The sequence below is a fragment of the Desulfotruncus alcoholivorax DSM 16058 genome (assembly GCF_000430885.1).
Classification (GTDB): domain Bacteria; phylum Bacillota; class Desulfotomaculia; order Desulfotomaculales; family Desulfallaceae; genus Desulfotruncus; species Desulfotruncus alcoholivorax.
Window position 1 is genome coordinate 47,954 of sequence record NZ_AUMW01000021.1, and the last position, 15,649, is coordinate 63,602.

General features: G+C 44.3%; 22 protein-coding genes. All 22 read right to left on the bottom strand.

Going from position 1 to position 15,649, the window contains the following annotated elements; all coding sequences use genetic code 11:
* Positions 1 to 56: 56 nt before the first annotated feature.
* Positions 57 to 1,151, bottom strand: coding sequence for a hypothetical protein (locus H569_RS0111415; RefSeq protein ID WP_027365095.1), 1,095 nt, complete (start codon positions 1,149 to 1,151; stop codon positions 57 to 59).
* A gap of 793 nt (positions 1,152 to 1,944) precedes the next feature.
* Positions 1,945 to 2,346, bottom strand: coding sequence for a hypothetical protein (locus tag H569_RS0111425; RefSeq protein ID WP_027365096.1), 402 nt, complete (start codon positions 2,344 to 2,346; stop codon positions 1,945 to 1,947).
* A gap of 12 nt (positions 2,347 to 2,358) precedes the next feature.
* A complete protein-coding gene (locus H569_RS22890) occupies positions 2,359 to 2,745 on the bottom strand; it encodes a PIN domain-containing protein (RefSeq protein WP_207637554.1) in 387 nt (128 codons plus the stop codon).
* A 65-nt stretch (positions 2,746 to 2,810) separates the two neighbouring features.
* On the bottom strand, positions 2,811 to 3,131 hold the full coding sequence (locus tag H569_RS0111435; RefSeq protein ID WP_027365097.1) for a hypothetical protein: 321 nt from the start codon (positions 3,129 to 3,131) through the stop codon (positions 2,811 to 2,813).
* Between the two features lie 123 nt (positions 3,132 to 3,254).
* Positions 3,255 to 3,494 (bottom strand): hypothetical protein, encoded by a 240-nt coding sequence (locus H569_RS0111440; RefSeq protein ID WP_027365098.1) that lies wholly within the window; start codon positions 3,492 to 3,494, stop codon positions 3,255 to 3,257.
* A 26-nt stretch (positions 3,495 to 3,520) separates the two neighbouring features.
* Positions 3,521 to 4,168, bottom strand: coding sequence for a RadC family protein (gene radC, locus H569_RS0111445; RefSeq protein ID WP_027365099.1), 648 nt, complete (start codon positions 4,166 to 4,168; stop codon positions 3,521 to 3,523).
* A 378-nt stretch (positions 4,169 to 4,546) separates the two neighbouring features.
* The gene (locus H569_RS0111455) at positions 4,547 to 5,383 is read right to left on the bottom strand and encodes an ArdC family protein (protein WP_027365101.1); all 837 of its coding nucleotides are present in this window, start codon (positions 5,381 to 5,383) and stop codon (positions 4,547 to 4,549) included.
* Positions 5,384 to 5,452: 69 nt separating this feature from the next.
* Complete coding sequence (locus H569_RS21385; RefSeq protein WP_051273605.1) at positions 5,453 to 6,043, bottom strand: CHC2 zinc finger domain-containing protein; 591 nt, start codon at positions 6,041 to 6,043, stop codon at positions 5,453 to 5,455.
* 126 nt (positions 6,044 to 6,169) lie between these two features.
* Entirely contained in the window at positions 6,170 to 6,304 is a 135-nt protein-coding gene (locus H569_RS23360) for a hypothetical protein (RefSeq protein ID WP_257720108.1), read from the bottom strand.
* Positions 6,305 to 6,371: 67 nt separating this feature from the next.
* Entirely contained in the window at positions 6,372 to 6,674 is a 303-nt protein-coding gene (locus H569_RS0111470; RefSeq protein ID WP_027365102.1) for a hypothetical protein, read from the bottom strand.
* Positions 6,675 to 6,783: 109 nt separating this feature from the next.
* Positions 6,784 to 7,218, bottom strand: a complete 435-nt coding sequence (locus H569_RS23155) for a hypothetical protein (RefSeq protein WP_027365103.1) — start codon at positions 7,216 to 7,218, stop codon at positions 6,784 to 6,786.
* 144 nt (positions 7,219 to 7,362) lie between these two features.
* A complete protein-coding gene (locus H569_RS21390) occupies positions 7,363 to 8,025 on the bottom strand; it encodes a hypothetical protein (RefSeq protein WP_051273606.1) in 663 nt (220 codons plus the stop codon).
* A gap of 93 nt (positions 8,026 to 8,118) precedes the next feature.
* On the bottom strand, positions 8,119 to 8,331 hold the full coding sequence (locus H569_RS0111485) for a type II toxin-antitoxin system HicA family toxin (protein ID WP_027365104.1): 213 nt from the start codon (positions 8,329 to 8,331) through the stop codon (positions 8,119 to 8,121).
* Positions 8,328 to 8,636, bottom strand: a complete 309-nt coding sequence (locus tag H569_RS0111490; RefSeq protein ID WP_238492534.1) for a type II toxin-antitoxin system HicB family antitoxin — start codon at positions 8,634 to 8,636, stop codon at positions 8,328 to 8,330. The genes H569_RS0111485 and H569_RS0111490 overlap by 4 nt, the downstream gene beginning before the upstream one ends.
* A 2-nt stretch (positions 8,637 to 8,638) precedes the next feature.
* The gene (locus tag H569_RS20195) at positions 8,639 to 8,971 is read right to left on the bottom strand and encodes a single-stranded DNA-binding protein (RefSeq protein WP_034630388.1); all 333 of its coding nucleotides are present in this window, start codon (positions 8,969 to 8,971) and stop codon (positions 8,639 to 8,641) included.
* A 137-nt stretch (positions 8,972 to 9,108) separates the two neighbouring features.
* Positions 9,109 to 9,477 (bottom strand): type II toxin-antitoxin system PemK/MazF family toxin, encoded by a 369-nt coding sequence (locus H569_RS21870; protein ID WP_169726466.1) that lies wholly within the window; start codon positions 9,475 to 9,477, stop codon positions 9,109 to 9,111.
* Positions 9,410 to 9,640, bottom strand: coding sequence for a hypothetical protein (locus H569_RS22570; protein ID WP_027365107.1), 231 nt, complete (start codon positions 9,638 to 9,640; stop codon positions 9,410 to 9,412). Before H569_RS22570 ends, H569_RS21870 begins: the two co-directional genes overlap by 68 nt.
* An 845-nt stretch (positions 9,641 to 10,485) precedes the next feature.
* Positions 10,486 to 11,187: a hypothetical protein gene (locus H569_RS0111510; RefSeq protein ID WP_027365108.1), complete on the bottom strand. Its 702-nt coding sequence runs from the start codon at positions 11,185 to 11,187 to the stop codon at positions 10,486 to 10,488.
* Between the two features lie 50 nt (positions 11,188 to 11,237).
* A complete protein-coding gene (locus H569_RS0111515; RefSeq protein ID WP_027365109.1) occupies positions 11,238 to 11,891 on the bottom strand; it encodes an ADP-ribosylation factor GTPase-activating family protein in 654 nt (217 codons plus the stop codon).
* A 22-nt stretch (positions 11,892 to 11,913) separates the two neighbouring features.
* A complete protein-coding gene (locus H569_RS20200; RefSeq protein WP_051273608.1) occupies positions 11,914 to 12,879 on the bottom strand; it encodes a hypothetical protein in 966 nt (321 codons plus the stop codon).
* 17 nt (positions 12,880 to 12,896) lie between these two features.
* Positions 12,897 to 15,242 (bottom strand): VirD4-like conjugal transfer protein, CD1115 family, encoded by a 2,346-nt coding sequence (locus H569_RS20205; protein WP_407638084.1) that lies wholly within the window; start codon positions 15,240 to 15,242, stop codon positions 12,897 to 12,899.
* Between the two features lie 28 nt (positions 15,243 to 15,270).
* The coding region (locus H569_RS0111530; protein WP_407638083.1) for a hypothetical protein at positions 15,271 to 15,649 on the bottom strand (379 nt) is incomplete at its 5' end.

The following is a 15,649-nucleotide window of genomic DNA, read 5'->3' on the forward strand; positions in this document are numbered from 1 at the left end:
GTTCACAGTAACCGCCCTCTGTTTTTCTCATTTGCCATTTCTAATGAGCAGCCATTTCACTTGCTCCCTTTAGGTTTCGGCACATACCTATAAGTAACCTCAATCCTGTTATGCCCTAAATCCTTTGACAACTTTAACCGGGCTAGCTTATCAACTGTTTTTTCATGAGGGTTTTTACATATGGCCTGGGCTTTTTGTTTAGTAACCATAAACTCCTTTGTTAGGGCACGCCAATCCTTCTTATTAATCAATTCATTAATTCTTTGAACATACTCACCATGGCGCTGCACAGCAAAAGTTTTACGCATCCCATGCAAACCACGTCCCTCAATCCCTAATTTGTAAGATGCAGCTTTAATCCGGCTATACATAGTTGGCTGGTTTAATCCAGCAAAAATTGTCCCACTTGGATTCCTTTTCACCAATCTCTCCATAAAGCCCTGGTAACGCCTGTCATACTTTACCGTCCGCCACTTCCCACCTTTTTCACAAAGGGTAACGGTACCTTTTACCAGATCAATCCTTTCAGCGGTAATAGCCTTTTTAAAATCTCTGGATACTTTTGTACCCTTAACTACCTTCCCATCAACAACAATTTTACCTCCGGTTTTAACCAACCGCCCGAATATTGTTTCCGCCCTGCAGCCGGTGGCGCGAATAAAATTCATTGCATCTGCGGCACGTTTATCCACCTGGCCTATTTTTTTAATTAACTGGTCTGCTTCCCGGGTAGTATAGGCAGGTCCACGCTGAACAGTAACATCCTCCCGTTTTCTTCTGGGCTTTTCAAACTCATCTATTTTCCACTTTACCTTACCAAACCGTTCATTGGTCATATTTTCAAGCTTCTGCAGCGCCGCGCAGTATTGATGTACCGTTTCCGGCCGATGAGTCATAGCAATCCGTTCTAAAAAATTCTTAATTTCCTCCGGTTTTACGCTGCAAATCTGAAATTTACTACTACCACGCCTCTCAGCTAAATCCTCCGCCCACCTCATACAGGCAGCCCGGTAATCATCATAAGTCTTAGCTCCCGTCATGGCTTTCGCCATCTTTCCCTGATTTTTAATCGTTGCTTTTGATTCGCCGAACCTGCGGCTCATTGCAAAAAGCTGGTCTACCTGCCGGTAGATAGTCTTATTTTTTGACAAAAACGCTCCCTCCCTTCCGGTCGGTTTAAACATCGGTTACTCATTATTTTTGCCCCAGCTACTTCCGTATCTGATATTCCCGGACTGCCGCCCGGGAATTAACCTACCGGCACCCATCTTTAAGGCCAATCTGCATTGCTGCCGCAATGCCAAAAGCCCCTCCCGGTGCCGCATCAGCCTGGACTGCCGTCCAGATGCTTTGCTAATCGCCTTGCGCTACCGCATCAAGGCAATAGCAAAGCTAAGGTCAAAACCGAACGACCTTCGGTCGTTTATTTATGATTATCACTACCGTCATAATCATAAATAAACGCCCGTGCGGTCGTACTGCCGCCCCTACTCATCACCTTCCCTGCCGGTCAGGTAATTCGTATCGATGCTGCTGCCACATCTACCGATGAGCCACCAGCTTTGTCCATACATTCGTCGCCCCGCAGCTCCGAATGTATAACAGTCCCTGCATGCCCATGCGCCTATGCGCTCTCGACCGGGCTCCGTAGCCGCACTCGCAGGCCGCCTCTAATCCTGGTCATCATCGTTAAAGCTCCGCCACATTTAAAGTGGGGAAAAAGCTCTTCATTGGGAAATGAAGATGAGGCTGTTTGCAGTTACCACTGCATGGGGTTCTACCGAACCATTTTGATAGATCTGGTGTCCACCAGATAAATAAATGTGCTGTTATCCCATCACTTCTAATTAAACGGCAACTCTGTCGCCCAGCGATCACCAGGATCACTTTCCCCTTTCGGGGTGGCCCGGCTTACGCCAGGCCAGTTAACTTACAATTCAAAGCTTACTTTAGCCTTTCAGCAAAATACATATAACCATTGCCGTCAAAGCATTCCTTACAAGCAACGCTTCCACTATTTGCGCATGTAAGACAAGGATAAAGCGGATCTGTCTTCATGTTATTATCATGTTCCTGAATCCAACTCAACGCCTCTTCGCCGGTATAGGCATAACCGTCAGCAACATTGTCAATACCACCAACGTCCTTGCGGTCCTGATGGTAGATCGCAATGACGCCTGTATTTAGATCAATCCAGTAGCAGCTATTAGGGTGAAAATAGAAACTAATTCCGCCGGCTTCGTACCAACCGGCAGCTTTAATGACTTTTTCCGCCTCTTTCATCCGGAAGGATTCTTGCTCCGATGTCTCATTCATTAAATCTTCAAAAGTCAGCTTCTTGACCATACGATCATCCCCTTACTTCTGAATAAATTCAGATATATGCGGTGCCTTAATTTTTTCAAGCTTACTCTCACATACAGGGCATTTATTATTAGCCTCAGACAGGCTAAAAACTTCACCACAGCCTGTACACCTGTATTCCCAAACTTTATTAACACCGGTTTTTACCGCATTCCAACATTCTAATAGAGGCCCGGCGACATGCAATATTTCTTTTTCAATAACTCGTTCATTTCCATTGCGCAATGCGCCAAGTAGGTGCCCCATATGTTCAGCGGCTATTACCCCCCATTCCATAGGTTTACGCTGATCATCCAACTCCGTATCCCCGTGAACTTCACGGTTAATTTGCTGTTGCAATAAAACTGCTTTAACAAAGCTTTCAGCTTCTTTAATCGTCATTGCTATCACTCCATTCTTAAATAACTGATTATTAGGTTAAAAAAGTGCTGTCCGATCTTAAAAAATTACGCTCCAAGGTGCTTTGCACATGCCATCGCAGCTTTAGCGGCATAATCAAAACCTTTGTAAGTCACACCAAATAGTGCTATTTCACGCGTGCCTTTCAGATTTACAACTTCAATCAAAATATAATGTCCCTCAATCACCCCGGTTGACGGGTAACATGCAATCCAGCGATATTCCGGAAACTTCCGTTCCAGGTCTGTCGAAGGTGGAGTATCGAAATACTCCTCTGGATAACAATCTTCGCTTCTAAGGCGATTTTGGAGCTCCTTTAGTACTTCACCGATGGTTTTGTTACTTAACTCAATTGGCTTTGTTTCCATTAGCTTTGGGATGAGCCGTCAGGCCCACCCCCAACACCTCCTTTTTGCCGTTGGGTTTAGCCTGACAGGCCCACATTAAACTTATCAATAAAATGAGAAACCTTCGTGGAGAAGCCTCTGGGCTTATCCCGGAGGAGGTTCACAATCTTTACCCCATGCCATTATTACTAGCTCTTTATAAATTTCTTGATCGATTTTATGTTCATTGCTCATAATTCCAGCTACCCTAACTAATGCTCTTAGAATGCCCATACCGTTGTCTAGCCCTCTGGCATTATTTAAACCATTATTTTTCATATAATGATAGTCTTCAAATTCATCACAAGCCATTTCAAGTAATTCACAATAAATCCTTTCAAACATTTTTACACCTCCCGGTTACTGCATCTTTACATCAAACCTCTGGCTTTAAAGCTCACAAACTTTTTATCTCCGATCACCAAGTGGTCTAAGACATTGATGCCAATAATATTACCCGACTCTATTAAACGTTTGGTTACCTCTATGTCTTGCTGGCTTGGTGTGGGATCACCGCTGGGATGGTTGTGAACCAATATTACCCCGGCCGCGCTGCGCCTGATGGCAGCTTTATACAGTTCCCTGGGATGAATCGATGAAGAATTCAAACTACCGATAGAAATGGTCTCCCGGGCCAATACATGGTTCTTCGTATTTAACAACAAAACCCAAAACTGCTCCCGGTCAAGGTGGCGCATTTCTTCCATCACCAGAGCGGCTGCGTTTTCCGGGGAATTAATAACCGGTCTATCCTCCGGCATGAGCTTGACCATGCGCCTGGCAAGTTCAAATGCAGCAGTAAGACGTACAGCTTTTTCTTTACCTATCCCGGGTAAATTCCTAAGTTCTTCAGATGACATCTGAGCAAGTGTCCGTAGTCCCTGTTTCATTAAAAATTCCATTGTTTCATCGGGTACAGGTCCTAGAATGGAAGCTAGTACGCCAGGTAATTCAATCGACTCCACCCCATACCGAATAGCTTCTTCCCTAACTTGCAAGGACAGTGTTCTCACTTTCATGTCCCGTGAGCTGGGTACTTCTCCGGTATATTGTTTTAATTGCTCATCGCTCCATAAATTCATTATCACGGATACGGGCTTACGGCCCGTATCCAATCCCTCCTTTCGGATGATTGATCTACGGGCGTACGCCCGGTTAACTTAGCTTAAATTCACGCTATAGTTTTATAACAAACTCTTGTTTTCTCTCCACATTCAACACATTTCCGTTTATGGCCCGGTGCTGCATAACAAGCGGTTACCGGCTTACCGTCCAATAAAAAGCCTTTTACGAAATACTCTCCTTGCACAATCTGTAACCTTTCGTTAATTAAATTTGCGCACCTTTCACAAATAAACAACACTTTACCCATTGCTACCTCTCTATTTTTAGTATTTTTAGTGCGGTTCTTGTTCTAATTCCCGGTACCCCAGAATATAGTCAGCAGCTTTTTGTGCTTGCCCAGCCGCTAAGACCACCATTCTGCTGTCTTTCTTCAAGACTCGGAGCCATGATTGAATATAGGCTGCTGAATTCTCCAGGGTTTTGTTTTCAATTCCTGCCGTCCCGCAGAGCATGGCTGCACCGATCTCGGCTACCAGTTCTTCTTTGCTATATGTTTCTGAACCGAAGGCTGCCATTTCTGTGAGTGTGGCCCGGTTTAGCCTTGTTTTGTGGCCGGTACTGTGAATGGCCTCATGAAATAAAGTGCTGTAATATTCCTCCGGTTTTTGGTAATCACTTAGCGCCGGGACGCTTATACTGTCCGTTATTGGACTGTAAAAGGCTTTCCCTGGCGCAAAGGTTATTAGGGGTCGGGATTGATAGCCTTCGATTATTTTTTCAGCCGCTTCTATTGGGTTATGGTTAAAGACTTCAGTATCTTTTCTACGGCTCTTCAGGCCTTCAGTCTGGCTTAGTTCAAATACCCGATAGTACCGAAGAAATGGGATTTTCTCGAGCTCGCCGGTTTCTTTATTCTCTGTTTCCAGCCACTTCCAAAATACTACTATGTGAGATTTTGCGCCTTTCTTTACTTTGCCACCGGCTTCTTGCACTTGTTTAAAGGTCAGATACTCGCCCGGGTCAAGGAGTATGGCGTTTATCCCCCGGTAGGGTTTCTGGGTTTTCCAGTTCACTGCCCCGGGATCCCGCCATGGCTTCCGCCAGGGGATTGTTCCAGCCTCTAATTTTTTAATTATTTCGTTCGTTACTATTTGGTAAACTGTTGCCATATAATTTTGCCGGGATTGCCCAACCGGGCAATTTATACCCGGCCGGCACCTCCCTTTTATGGATTTCCACTAAACATAAAACTCCCTATTGAAGCTGTTTAAAGCCATCAGCTGAATTTCGGCGTTATTGCTTAGTAAACAGTCAATCAGGTATTTATAGTAGTCAACTTTATGCAGCAGCTCTGCCAGATCGTAATGTGCTTGATAACCGCCTGTTGCAAGTCTTCTATTTATGGTCCGGACAAGCAGCGCTAGTGTTTCATGTGCTTGTTCCAGCTTCTCGCAAAAAGCCCGTTCCATTTCACGCTTCCTGGCCTGACGTATAACTTTTTTACGGTCTGCCGGTGATAGCGGCTTATTTGCTTCAATGCCAAAATCCCGGGCTACCATCCGTGCAGCCTCAATTAGTTTTAATTTGAATACTTTTGCTACTAAATCCACAGCATCGCCATACTCACCGCAGCCGAAGCATTTCCATTTCCCGTTTGGGAAAACAACGAATGACGGTGAGTGATCATCATGTAGCGGGCACCGGGCCATCCAGCGCCTACCGCGTTTCTTTAACTCGACGATGTTGTAGCGATTAATAACTTCCACAATATTTATCGGTTTAACCAGTTGGAATATACTAATTCGCTGTGTTGCGTTTACAGCGCCCATAATATCACCTCACCGGTTTTCAGTTGTTTTCCCTGTTTTTTGCAATTTCACTTTGATTTGCGTTTAATTTTGAATTATAATTATGGGTAAGTGAGGGAGGAGCCAGCTCCCCCACAAAGAGTAACCCTATTTGGTATGGCGATTGGGTCGTTTCCCTGTCGCTTTTCTCTTTTTCATCACGGTAGCTATTGCAGCCAGTGCCGTAATGATTTGAGAAATAAGCTTAAAGTAGTCCGCCACTATCATCAGCCAATCCCGCATAGGCATCACCCCCTTTTCCTCACAAGGAGGCTTCACCTACCCCAAAATTACCGAACTCCCCTTTTTGTTACCAAAGTCCTAATTCTTCGAGTATCTCAACTGGTTTATCAACAAAAGCCAGGATCGCTCCGGGATAACGGTCCCAGGCGTATGAAAGAGTCATGTCAATTTCCCTCGGCAGTCCGGAGCCGTCTATCCCATGTACGCAAACCTGAGCTATTTCAACCTCATTTTTCTCAGCATCAAACGCGCCGTTTAAAAGCCGGCGCCGGTACTCCAGGTAACTCATCCAGCCGTAGGATGTTCCAGTTAATTTGCCATGTATATAAACTTCTTTGACGTAAGGATCTTTTAACGCCACAGCTCCCATTTTCTTTCAACCCCCTTTTAAAAAACACAAAAGGAGAACGCACGGGGTAATTCCCCGAAATTCGTTCTCCCAAAAGTCTCCTGTCTTACAATATGCCCTTTTTCCGCGATTAAAGCTCTTTAGCCTTGATCGCAAACCAGGCAATGCCATCTTTCATGACATTATAATTGATCTCAAACTTCTTATTTAGACCACCCTGTAATGCCTTACCGACACCATTTTTAGCAATTACAATTTGATCTTCGCTTCCGTTTTCAACCCGGCAAGCAGCTCTGGTATTGCCGTTTTTAGTCAATTCCACTTTAGTGACAATTACCTTGGCTACCAGGTTCTCCTTTTCGTTTTTCTCTTCGCTTTCGTTTATTGCAGAGGGATCATTTTTTTGCTCGGCAGCCGCTGCCGGTTGTGGCGCAGGTGCTTGAACACCAGCCAAGTTAGTGAACACACTAGACGCTGCAAACATACGGCAATCAGAACCTGCCCAAGCCATGCATGCATCTTGTAAACATTCGGTAAATCCTTTAAAAGGACACATTTTTTTCATTCTTTCAGATACGGGCCGCGCCCGTATCCAGTCACCTCCACATGGTTTGGATTGCGGGCAAAACCCTTATCATCACTCTTTATAATTTTAATTCTTAAGCGTAACTAATCAACATTTTCGTTGCTTAGTCAACCAAGGACTTTTTTAAGTGCTACTATAGACGTATATCGTGAACCGTGCATCCCGCGCACATTCCGGCACGTGGCAGTAAACAAAATACTGATGCTCGTCCGTCGTAATTTTGAAACCGTACTGTGCAAAATGGCTGTCTTCAAGCAACTTGGCTTCCGGGTGAGCGTGGCAAAACGCGATCATCGCAGCACGATCTTTAAGTATGGATTTCCGAAACGTGTATACCGCGCTATGAAGCTCGGCCTGAAAATCAGTAGTGATTTTGTCAGATCGCTTTTCGTTGGTGTAAAAATTGGCGTGAAAGCGGTCACCCTGATTTCCAAAATCGCCCGCAAGATGTCCGATGCGGATTTTGCCCTCATCGCTGCGCAAATCGAAGTATTTCTCATCATCGACGGCATAGGGTATAATCTTTACACCACGAAGCTGTGTCTCTGGTTCGTACCGAGCCCCGATAGCTTTCATGCGGCTGGCGAATTCACAACAATGGAAGTCATTACCGCCGACCCTCACATGCATCTCATCGAGGTATTTGCAAGGACTCGTCACCGTGCCGCGCCCGTCCTCGGGTGGATAGATAATATTGATATTTGCGCCGTCCGGGATGCAGAAAAGCTCCCGATATTCGCTGTCAATGAAACGGATTGTCTTATTAGGTATGCTGGTCATACTCATTAAAATACCCCCTTGCTTAAAATAAAAAAGGGCAAAAAAGTTATTAAACATAACCTTTTTCGCCCTTGCTTTCATAGCCTGGTAAAACCGGCATTATTCAGTATCATTCCATAGCTTTTCCGTTATTCCCGCCTGCTTCAAAATCAGTTTTAATAGCTGTATACTGATATCTCCAGCATGGGGATTGGGAATACGCAGCTTTAGTTCGTCTTTCTTCATAAATTGTTGTCTTCCACCACTATAGGGACCGCTGAAACCCAATAACCTTAGACGTCTTATCAATTCGCGTCTATTTATGGGTCTCACGCCTCTGTCACTACTTTATTAAGGTTAATTCCTTTAATAAGTGGTAGTGGGTCATGGTCTCTTAACTTAAACAAAAGCCATTCTTCGAGCACTTCCTGAAGCACACTACGGCATTCTTCAAGGGTGCTTTCATTTGCCCAGACTCCCGGACATTCTTTTATTTCACCATAATAACTATTGTCATCAAGCATTTTATAAGATGCACTTTCCATGGCGCTGGCAACATAGTTGGTAAGTACAGGCACGACTATCCCTCCTGTAATATTTCTTACCAACATATTACCATCTGGCGTTTCCTTGAGCAATTTTATTCACTCTCCTTTGGCCGATCCAGGAATTTAACCTTTTCGGCCACCACTTCAGCGGCTTTACGACGGATACCCTGGTTATCATCATAGGAGCGTATTTGAAGACGTCCCTTGATTGAGACCAGGCGTCCTTTACCGAGGTGCTTAATGCAATTCTCGGCAAGCTTCTCCCATGCTATAATTTCAATGAAATCAGCTTCACGTTCCCCGTCAGCATTTGTATAATCCCGGTCCACCGCCAGGGTCATTCTTGCCACTGTTTTTCCGCCAGGTGTCTGCTTTTCTTCCGGATCTTTAGTAAGCCGACCGATCAACCAAACTTCATTCATCATCTTTATTCCCCCTTATTTTTTCTTAAAATGCAAAAAACACCTAAGTATTTCGCTAGCATAACAAAACACTCTGGTGTTTACATTTCTTTGCTTTTTCGGGCGCATAGCCCAATATCTAATACACAAATTCGATTCTTTTATATGCCAAACAGCAGGTGCAGTTTTTTCTTTACCTTGGTTAAGGTTATTTGACCTGCCCTGCCTATAAATCTTACATCACCTTTATAAACCGCCCTTACTTCATCACATATGATTTTTGACGGCTTGGCCAGACCGGTTCGATCGGATGATTCTATGGGAATTTCCCACTGGTTGTCATGAACCGGAGTGGATGATATTTTTAACAATACCAGGTCATCTCTTCTCATATTATGAGACTTAGTGCTTATCACCATGGCCGGCCTTGATTTTACTTTACCAGTATTCGCTTCTGAAAAGCTAATCCTGGCTATTACAATGTCTCCCGGCTTGTAGTTCATCCCATTTCTTTTGGTAGTATTCGTCAAGTTCCTTGTCGTCCCAGTCGTCAATAACTTTTGACAGGTCATAGAATCCCACCGGCTTCCCTTTGAACTCCGGCCAGAACCGGCAAATAATTTCGTTTAAAAGCCAGATTTGGTCTTCTTTTGACAGTCCCTCTACAATTTTTGCAACTTCTTCCTTCTTCATACTCGCTTACCCCTTTCATTCCGGCACGCTCCTTTCTTATAAAATAAAGCGCCCGGGTAATCCCACAGGCGCTGGTTCCCAACGCCCGCAGGGGCCATAAACGTAAAAAGACACATCAACATAACAAGTCGTTTTTTACGCTTGCATCTATGCCAAAGTGTCTTTCTTATCGCACACCATGAATGTGCCGCTAATATTATTTTTTATGCGCACAAATCAATTAATAATGATGTTCACTTGCCATTAGCCATTAAAATCACATTCAACATTTTGCCGTCTCAGTATTGGTACGGCTTTATACTGCCTCTTTCGAGGTCACCGGAATCTTTACGAGTGGGCAAACGCCAGGCCGCCCGGCTAGCCTTTAACGCAGCTTGGGACAGTTCATGTTCACCGGTCACGTGTCTCCCGCAGGGGGTCCAGCCTGCACACGCTTTTCTTGGACCGGAGGGTCCCGTTCTAGTGGGACCAGACAAGGTACACCCTCGCTTTTCGCATTCAGATATACCGTTTTGCCCGCTTTTTGCGTGCGGGTCGTGTACGCCCTTAAAAGCTCTTCGCCTATTTAAGAATGATGACGCCGCTTTTCACATAAGCGCCCTGTTGTTTACGGTACACCTGCTCTTCGCTGGGACTTTCCGCAAACCCTGGTCTTTCGATAAAGTGCAAGCTTTTCGCATTTACACCATCCCGGAGCTTCCATCCGAACCAAGCTGGAGTCACTTGATTGAAAGGCCTGATAGATAAACATATTTTTGTTTTATGGAAAAACTTGAAATATTAAAATTGTGAAATTTAAGCTTACTTGTTAAGTTGCTTCTTTGGTTGATATGTTAAACCGATAATTATTTTATGTCAATATATTTTTTGTCCCCAGTATCATATACTTTGGCGTTATATCTGATGACTATGTCATTGATTGCCTCTATAACCTGGCCGGTTAGACCTAATTTTTCCGCGATTTTCATGTCAATTAGGAATGTAGCTTCTTGATATTTTTTATCTTGAGGCATTCCTATTTGTTCCTCAAAAAGATAGAGTTTAATTGATTCTTTATTTTTGTAGTTTTCCAGTAGGAAAATGTTTTTTCTGTATATTTTCAGCCTCTGGTCAAAACTTAGCGTATATTTTACTTTGTTGTAATGAATCCCGGCCTCTTTAAAGGCAAAAATACCGCCGGTGTCTACCAGGTATAAATTAATATTTTTTTCGTCCTTAAAGGAGATGTTATTTTCACAGAGAAGTCCCATAGTGACGCATTCATCCAATATTTTCTTGAATTCTACTTCGCTAAGCCCTCCCATTTTTCTTTGTATCTGGCTTTCTTCAGCCACGAGCATTTCATTAACTATTTTTATTAGTTCAAGATGCATCTCATTTAACGTCCAGGTGCGAAAGAAACCGGCCATGGTTTCTTCGTAGACGTATCCTTTAATTTCCGGTTCCACTTCCTCACTAAGGTCCGGCCTTATATTATATCTTCTCCCCACAACTCTAATTAACTGATTGCAATAATATATAGACTCATAGTTTTTAATAAGTTCCATGTGAATGGGCAGCAGGTTTAATTCTGCTGCCCGTCACCCCTTTCATATTATTACTTTTTCACCGGGTCTGAAATTAGATTTGCAAAATTTATATTTTTATTCATCAGCATTATATCTGTTGTGAACCTTTTTCCGTTTGGTGTTAGCACTTTGGCTTCCTCAATGGTGGGAAATATATAAATATCACCCTCCGGATTTATGTTTTCTCCACGCCTCGGCGCATCAATAAGAAGCATAGTTTTTTCGTTTTTTGTCCCAGATAGATATACCATTTCAGCATAAACATTTTTTTTAACTTTACTACGTTTGGTCTTTACAAGATTCCATTCAAAACCGGGCAATTCTTTTTTTGTCCTGGCGTAAAAAGCACCTAGCATCGCCAGCCTACAAGCTTCATTTGCGTTTCTGGGCAGTGTTGATAATGAATTTACCCATAGCTTGAACAACATGCTGGGAGTTGAGTATGTTGTAATTTCAATACACTTAACCAGATGGGCTTCCCACATTTTAACCATTAGCTTTTGCGCTATGCCCCTTGAACAGCCTAAAAGAATAGCGATTGTTGATACCGGAAGGTATTCTGCTTCTTTTAGATATTTAAGCGTTTCCTCAACTTTGTTATTGTATTTAATATTTCTTATATCCACCGGGTATTTTAAATACTTTACAGTTGTTCCCAATGCAAAGGCACTGTCTCTACTCAACTTCAGTCACCACCACCGTATATTACTCAGCTTTTTTCTCATCCTCGTTAATATCCGCTAATTCGTTAATGATAATGTTGCCGGCAGCTATTTTTTTCGCTTTATCAAATCCGCCCAGGGTTCTTATTTCATTGCCGCCAGGGGTTATTTCATTACGTCTTTTACTCCTCTTTTTGGCGCGCTCACGCCTTCTGTCGCTTATCCTGCGGGAATTATAGTAAATCAGGTGTAGGCGGCGGTTTTCAGGGTCGAAGCTTAATACCTGAAATTTTACGGATTCGCCTACTTTGTAGGTATTGTTGCTTTTATAATACGCGAGGCCTATCATGCCGGGCTTAACTTCTATAAATGCCTGATTGTCTTTTATTGCTACCACCCGGCCTGATACGGACTCTCCCCTGTTGTATTTTTGTTTTTCCCAGGGATTTACGGGGTCCACCACTATTGTTTTCTTTGATTTATCCAGTTGGGTAACGATGACCCCAATCTGACTGCCTTCTTTGTATTGGTCTTCCAGGTACACGCCATTGGAAAGCATTGCTTTTTCTTGCGGGATTTTCACGATGACTCCGCCGCCAATGTCCACATACACATTCCGTTTAACTGCCCGCACTATAGCGGGGATTACCTCGCCCTGAGCCAGCTGGTTTAATAGCTTTTTAAGGTTGCTCTCCACGATATCTTTACGGCTGACATAAACAGCTAAGTTCTTTTTGTCTACTTTGGTTACCTTACAGGTTATTACTTGTCCGGTAAAACAATCAATTAGTGATCTTTCCGGCAATCCACTTTCGCTAAATGTGCAAATGCCGGTTATGCCTGGTTTATCATCGAATGCCAACTCCCAGCCTTCGTCCTCGCCGTCTTCCCTTATTGTGTGGACTACTTCCGCCTCGATGAGTTTTCCAGTTTCATAGGATTCATAAAAATCTCCCCACAGATCAATGTCCCTCAGCTTTAATCCTTCCGGTGCGATTTTAAATTCCATTTCTACCATCCTTTCTTTTAAAATAATGGTGATGAAACACTAAACCCCTGGGCGTCAATGTCTTCAGATTCCGCCCCGGGGTTTTCGGCATCTTTAGTCTTGGTGCTTTCCGGCTGTTTTTCTTTATCCACGTTTTCATCTTTATTTTCCGTTGCAGGTTGTTCTTCAGGGCTCCATAATATTTGCGCAAAGCCATTCCGAATATTTTCAATGTACTCTACTTCCGGTTGTTCTCTGGACGGCCCGTGATCAGTATCTTTTTCCACCTCCGCTATTTTCTTAAATAGCTCAATGCTGCCTGATGTTGCTGGCGCTTCTTCATATTTTTTTGCCGCCAAAAATACAGGGACAGATTCTTGGCCTGTTGTCAGTTTACGGCTTGATTCCTCAGATTCTTGCGTCCTCTCTCTTTCATCAATTTCCGGCAGGCTTATCTCAAATCCCCGTGCCGGTATGGCATGTTCCACCGGCAGTTTACCGCATTGTTGTATTTGCCTCGCCTGCGGTAATTGTGTCCAGCCCACTTTACGTAAGTATAGCGGATAGGACCACTGCAAAAGCGCAATTGCATCTTTGGGGTCCAGCCTTAATATTTCGTCCGTGGTCATAAGCGGGCGCTCGACAACTACACGCACTTTTTTCTTGAATTCAAACATATGTTTAACCGGTACGGTTAAGTCTTCGCTTACCCGTTCCATTTCCACCGCGGCCGCACCCAGTTTGGCGCTGAACATTTTGGCCAGGTCCTCGTCGGCCGGCGCTACCCCGATGAGCAGTACCGTCGGGCAGTTACCTAAAATTGTGCTTGCGTCGTTCACTCCGTATACAGATTCTAATTGCTTTATGGTCTGTAAAATCATCTGGATATGAATACCCTTGCTTCTTGCTGTTGAAATAATTTCCGGCAGGCCCGGTATAATGCCGACATTGGCCATTTCATCCCAGATGTTTCTGACCGGTACCGGGAGTTTCTGGCCGGGGTTGGTAAAAGCAAGTTTGTCGAGACGTTTGAACAAGAACTTGTAAAAGATAGATAGTATCGGCTTGAGGTACACCCCCTCCCCCCCGGTCGGGATTATTAGAAATAAAGCTGTTTTTTTGCGCCCGATGGCGTTTAGATCAATTTCCTGCCGGCTCATCAACGCTGCCAGCGCCGCTGTGGTTAAATTTTTCAGTACCGCGGTCAAGTTTGATACGGCATATTCGTAGTTTTTCTTGACTACGCCCCGCCAGCGTTCGTAAATTGTCGGGCTTATTTTACCGGACCTGTACGCTTCCCGGAATCGCTCGTCCAATTTTTCCTCCGGCCAAGCGGCCAGGGTCATTATAGACCGCATGTGTTGTTGTTCAACCGGAAAGTCGCCTTTTAACAGCCCGATCATGGCTTCCATAAGCTCCATAGCTTTCAGCATAAAATAGGAATCGCTGCCGCCGGCCGCATTCTTAGATAGAGTGTCGATCATTTCCGAGATTTCAGCATCATCAAGACACTCAATTACCGGGTTCCATCTGTGGCTGTGCTCCGGTTGCATGAAGTTTAATACCCACACATTCTCGTAACCCTGTTGTTTTAACCAATTGCCGGTGGCTTCAAATAATTCACCTTTGGGGTCAATAACTACAATACTTTGCCCTTCGGCTACGGCAGATATTATATTGCCGATTACGACACTAAAAGATTTACCGGAGCCGGTACCGCCGAACACAATCATGTGCGGCGCTGTTTTGGGGGTATTGTCGGGCGTTTTTTCAAAGTTTACCCGGATAATCTTGCCTTCCAGTTCGCCTATAAGGTTGCCCCCGGGGAATTTAACCCGGTCAGATAGTTTTTGTTCCCGGGGTACGGGTGGGCCAAACTCGCAAAACTGTTTGATATCCCGTAGCCCGGCCCAGCGGGATGTGCCGTAGGCCGGGTTATCTACTATCTTCAGACCGTGGATACGGGTTGAGCTGTTCTTTTGCCATCTTTTTAAACGCCACACCAGGTAACCGATACTAGACCCGGAGGCTAATATTGTGTTCAGCCATAGCCATATGTGTTTTATTTCCGGATAGGTAAGTGCTTCGGTTGGTTTTATCAGCCAGGCCCAGCCAGCCTGGACAGGATTGGATAGATACCAAGACCATTGCTTGACATGTGCTGCAGCTGCGGCCTTCTGTTCAGGAGCGGAAAACAGGCTTATCCCGGACCACCATGTTTGAAGGTCAAAAATAGCGGCTGATACGGTTCCCAGCGCCCAAACATCAGCAAAATAAAAAAGCGGCACGGTTACTGGTAAACTTCCCAGAAGCAGCGCGGCTTTTTTATGATTGTTGGCCCATTTTTTAAGTGAGTCCACTATAGCTGTGTAATTTAGCGGCAGTTTAATAACGGCCGGCTCTCGAAATTTGTTACCTGGCAACTGAAGCACCTCCAATATTGCCTGACGGTACGACCCGCACCGCTATTTCATCTTGCAGTCCCATTTCCTCCAGTATGTTTTTACTGACATAAATCAGGTCCAGCTCACCCATTTCGGCTATATTTTCTTTAAACCTGACTTTTTTAACCGTTTCCTTTTCGTAAAAGAAGCTGGTAACATATCCGCCGGGCGGGAAATCTTTTTTACCCGGTGCCAGCTGTAAGATAATTTCGTCGCCAATGTTCATTTTATCCAGCAGAGCAAGGGGCATGTACAGCTTGCCAATGCGATCCATGTTATCCGTAAAACATGCTTTTGTTTTAGTTGTTTTTCGCAGGCGCATGATAAACTCCATTATTTTTTTGTTT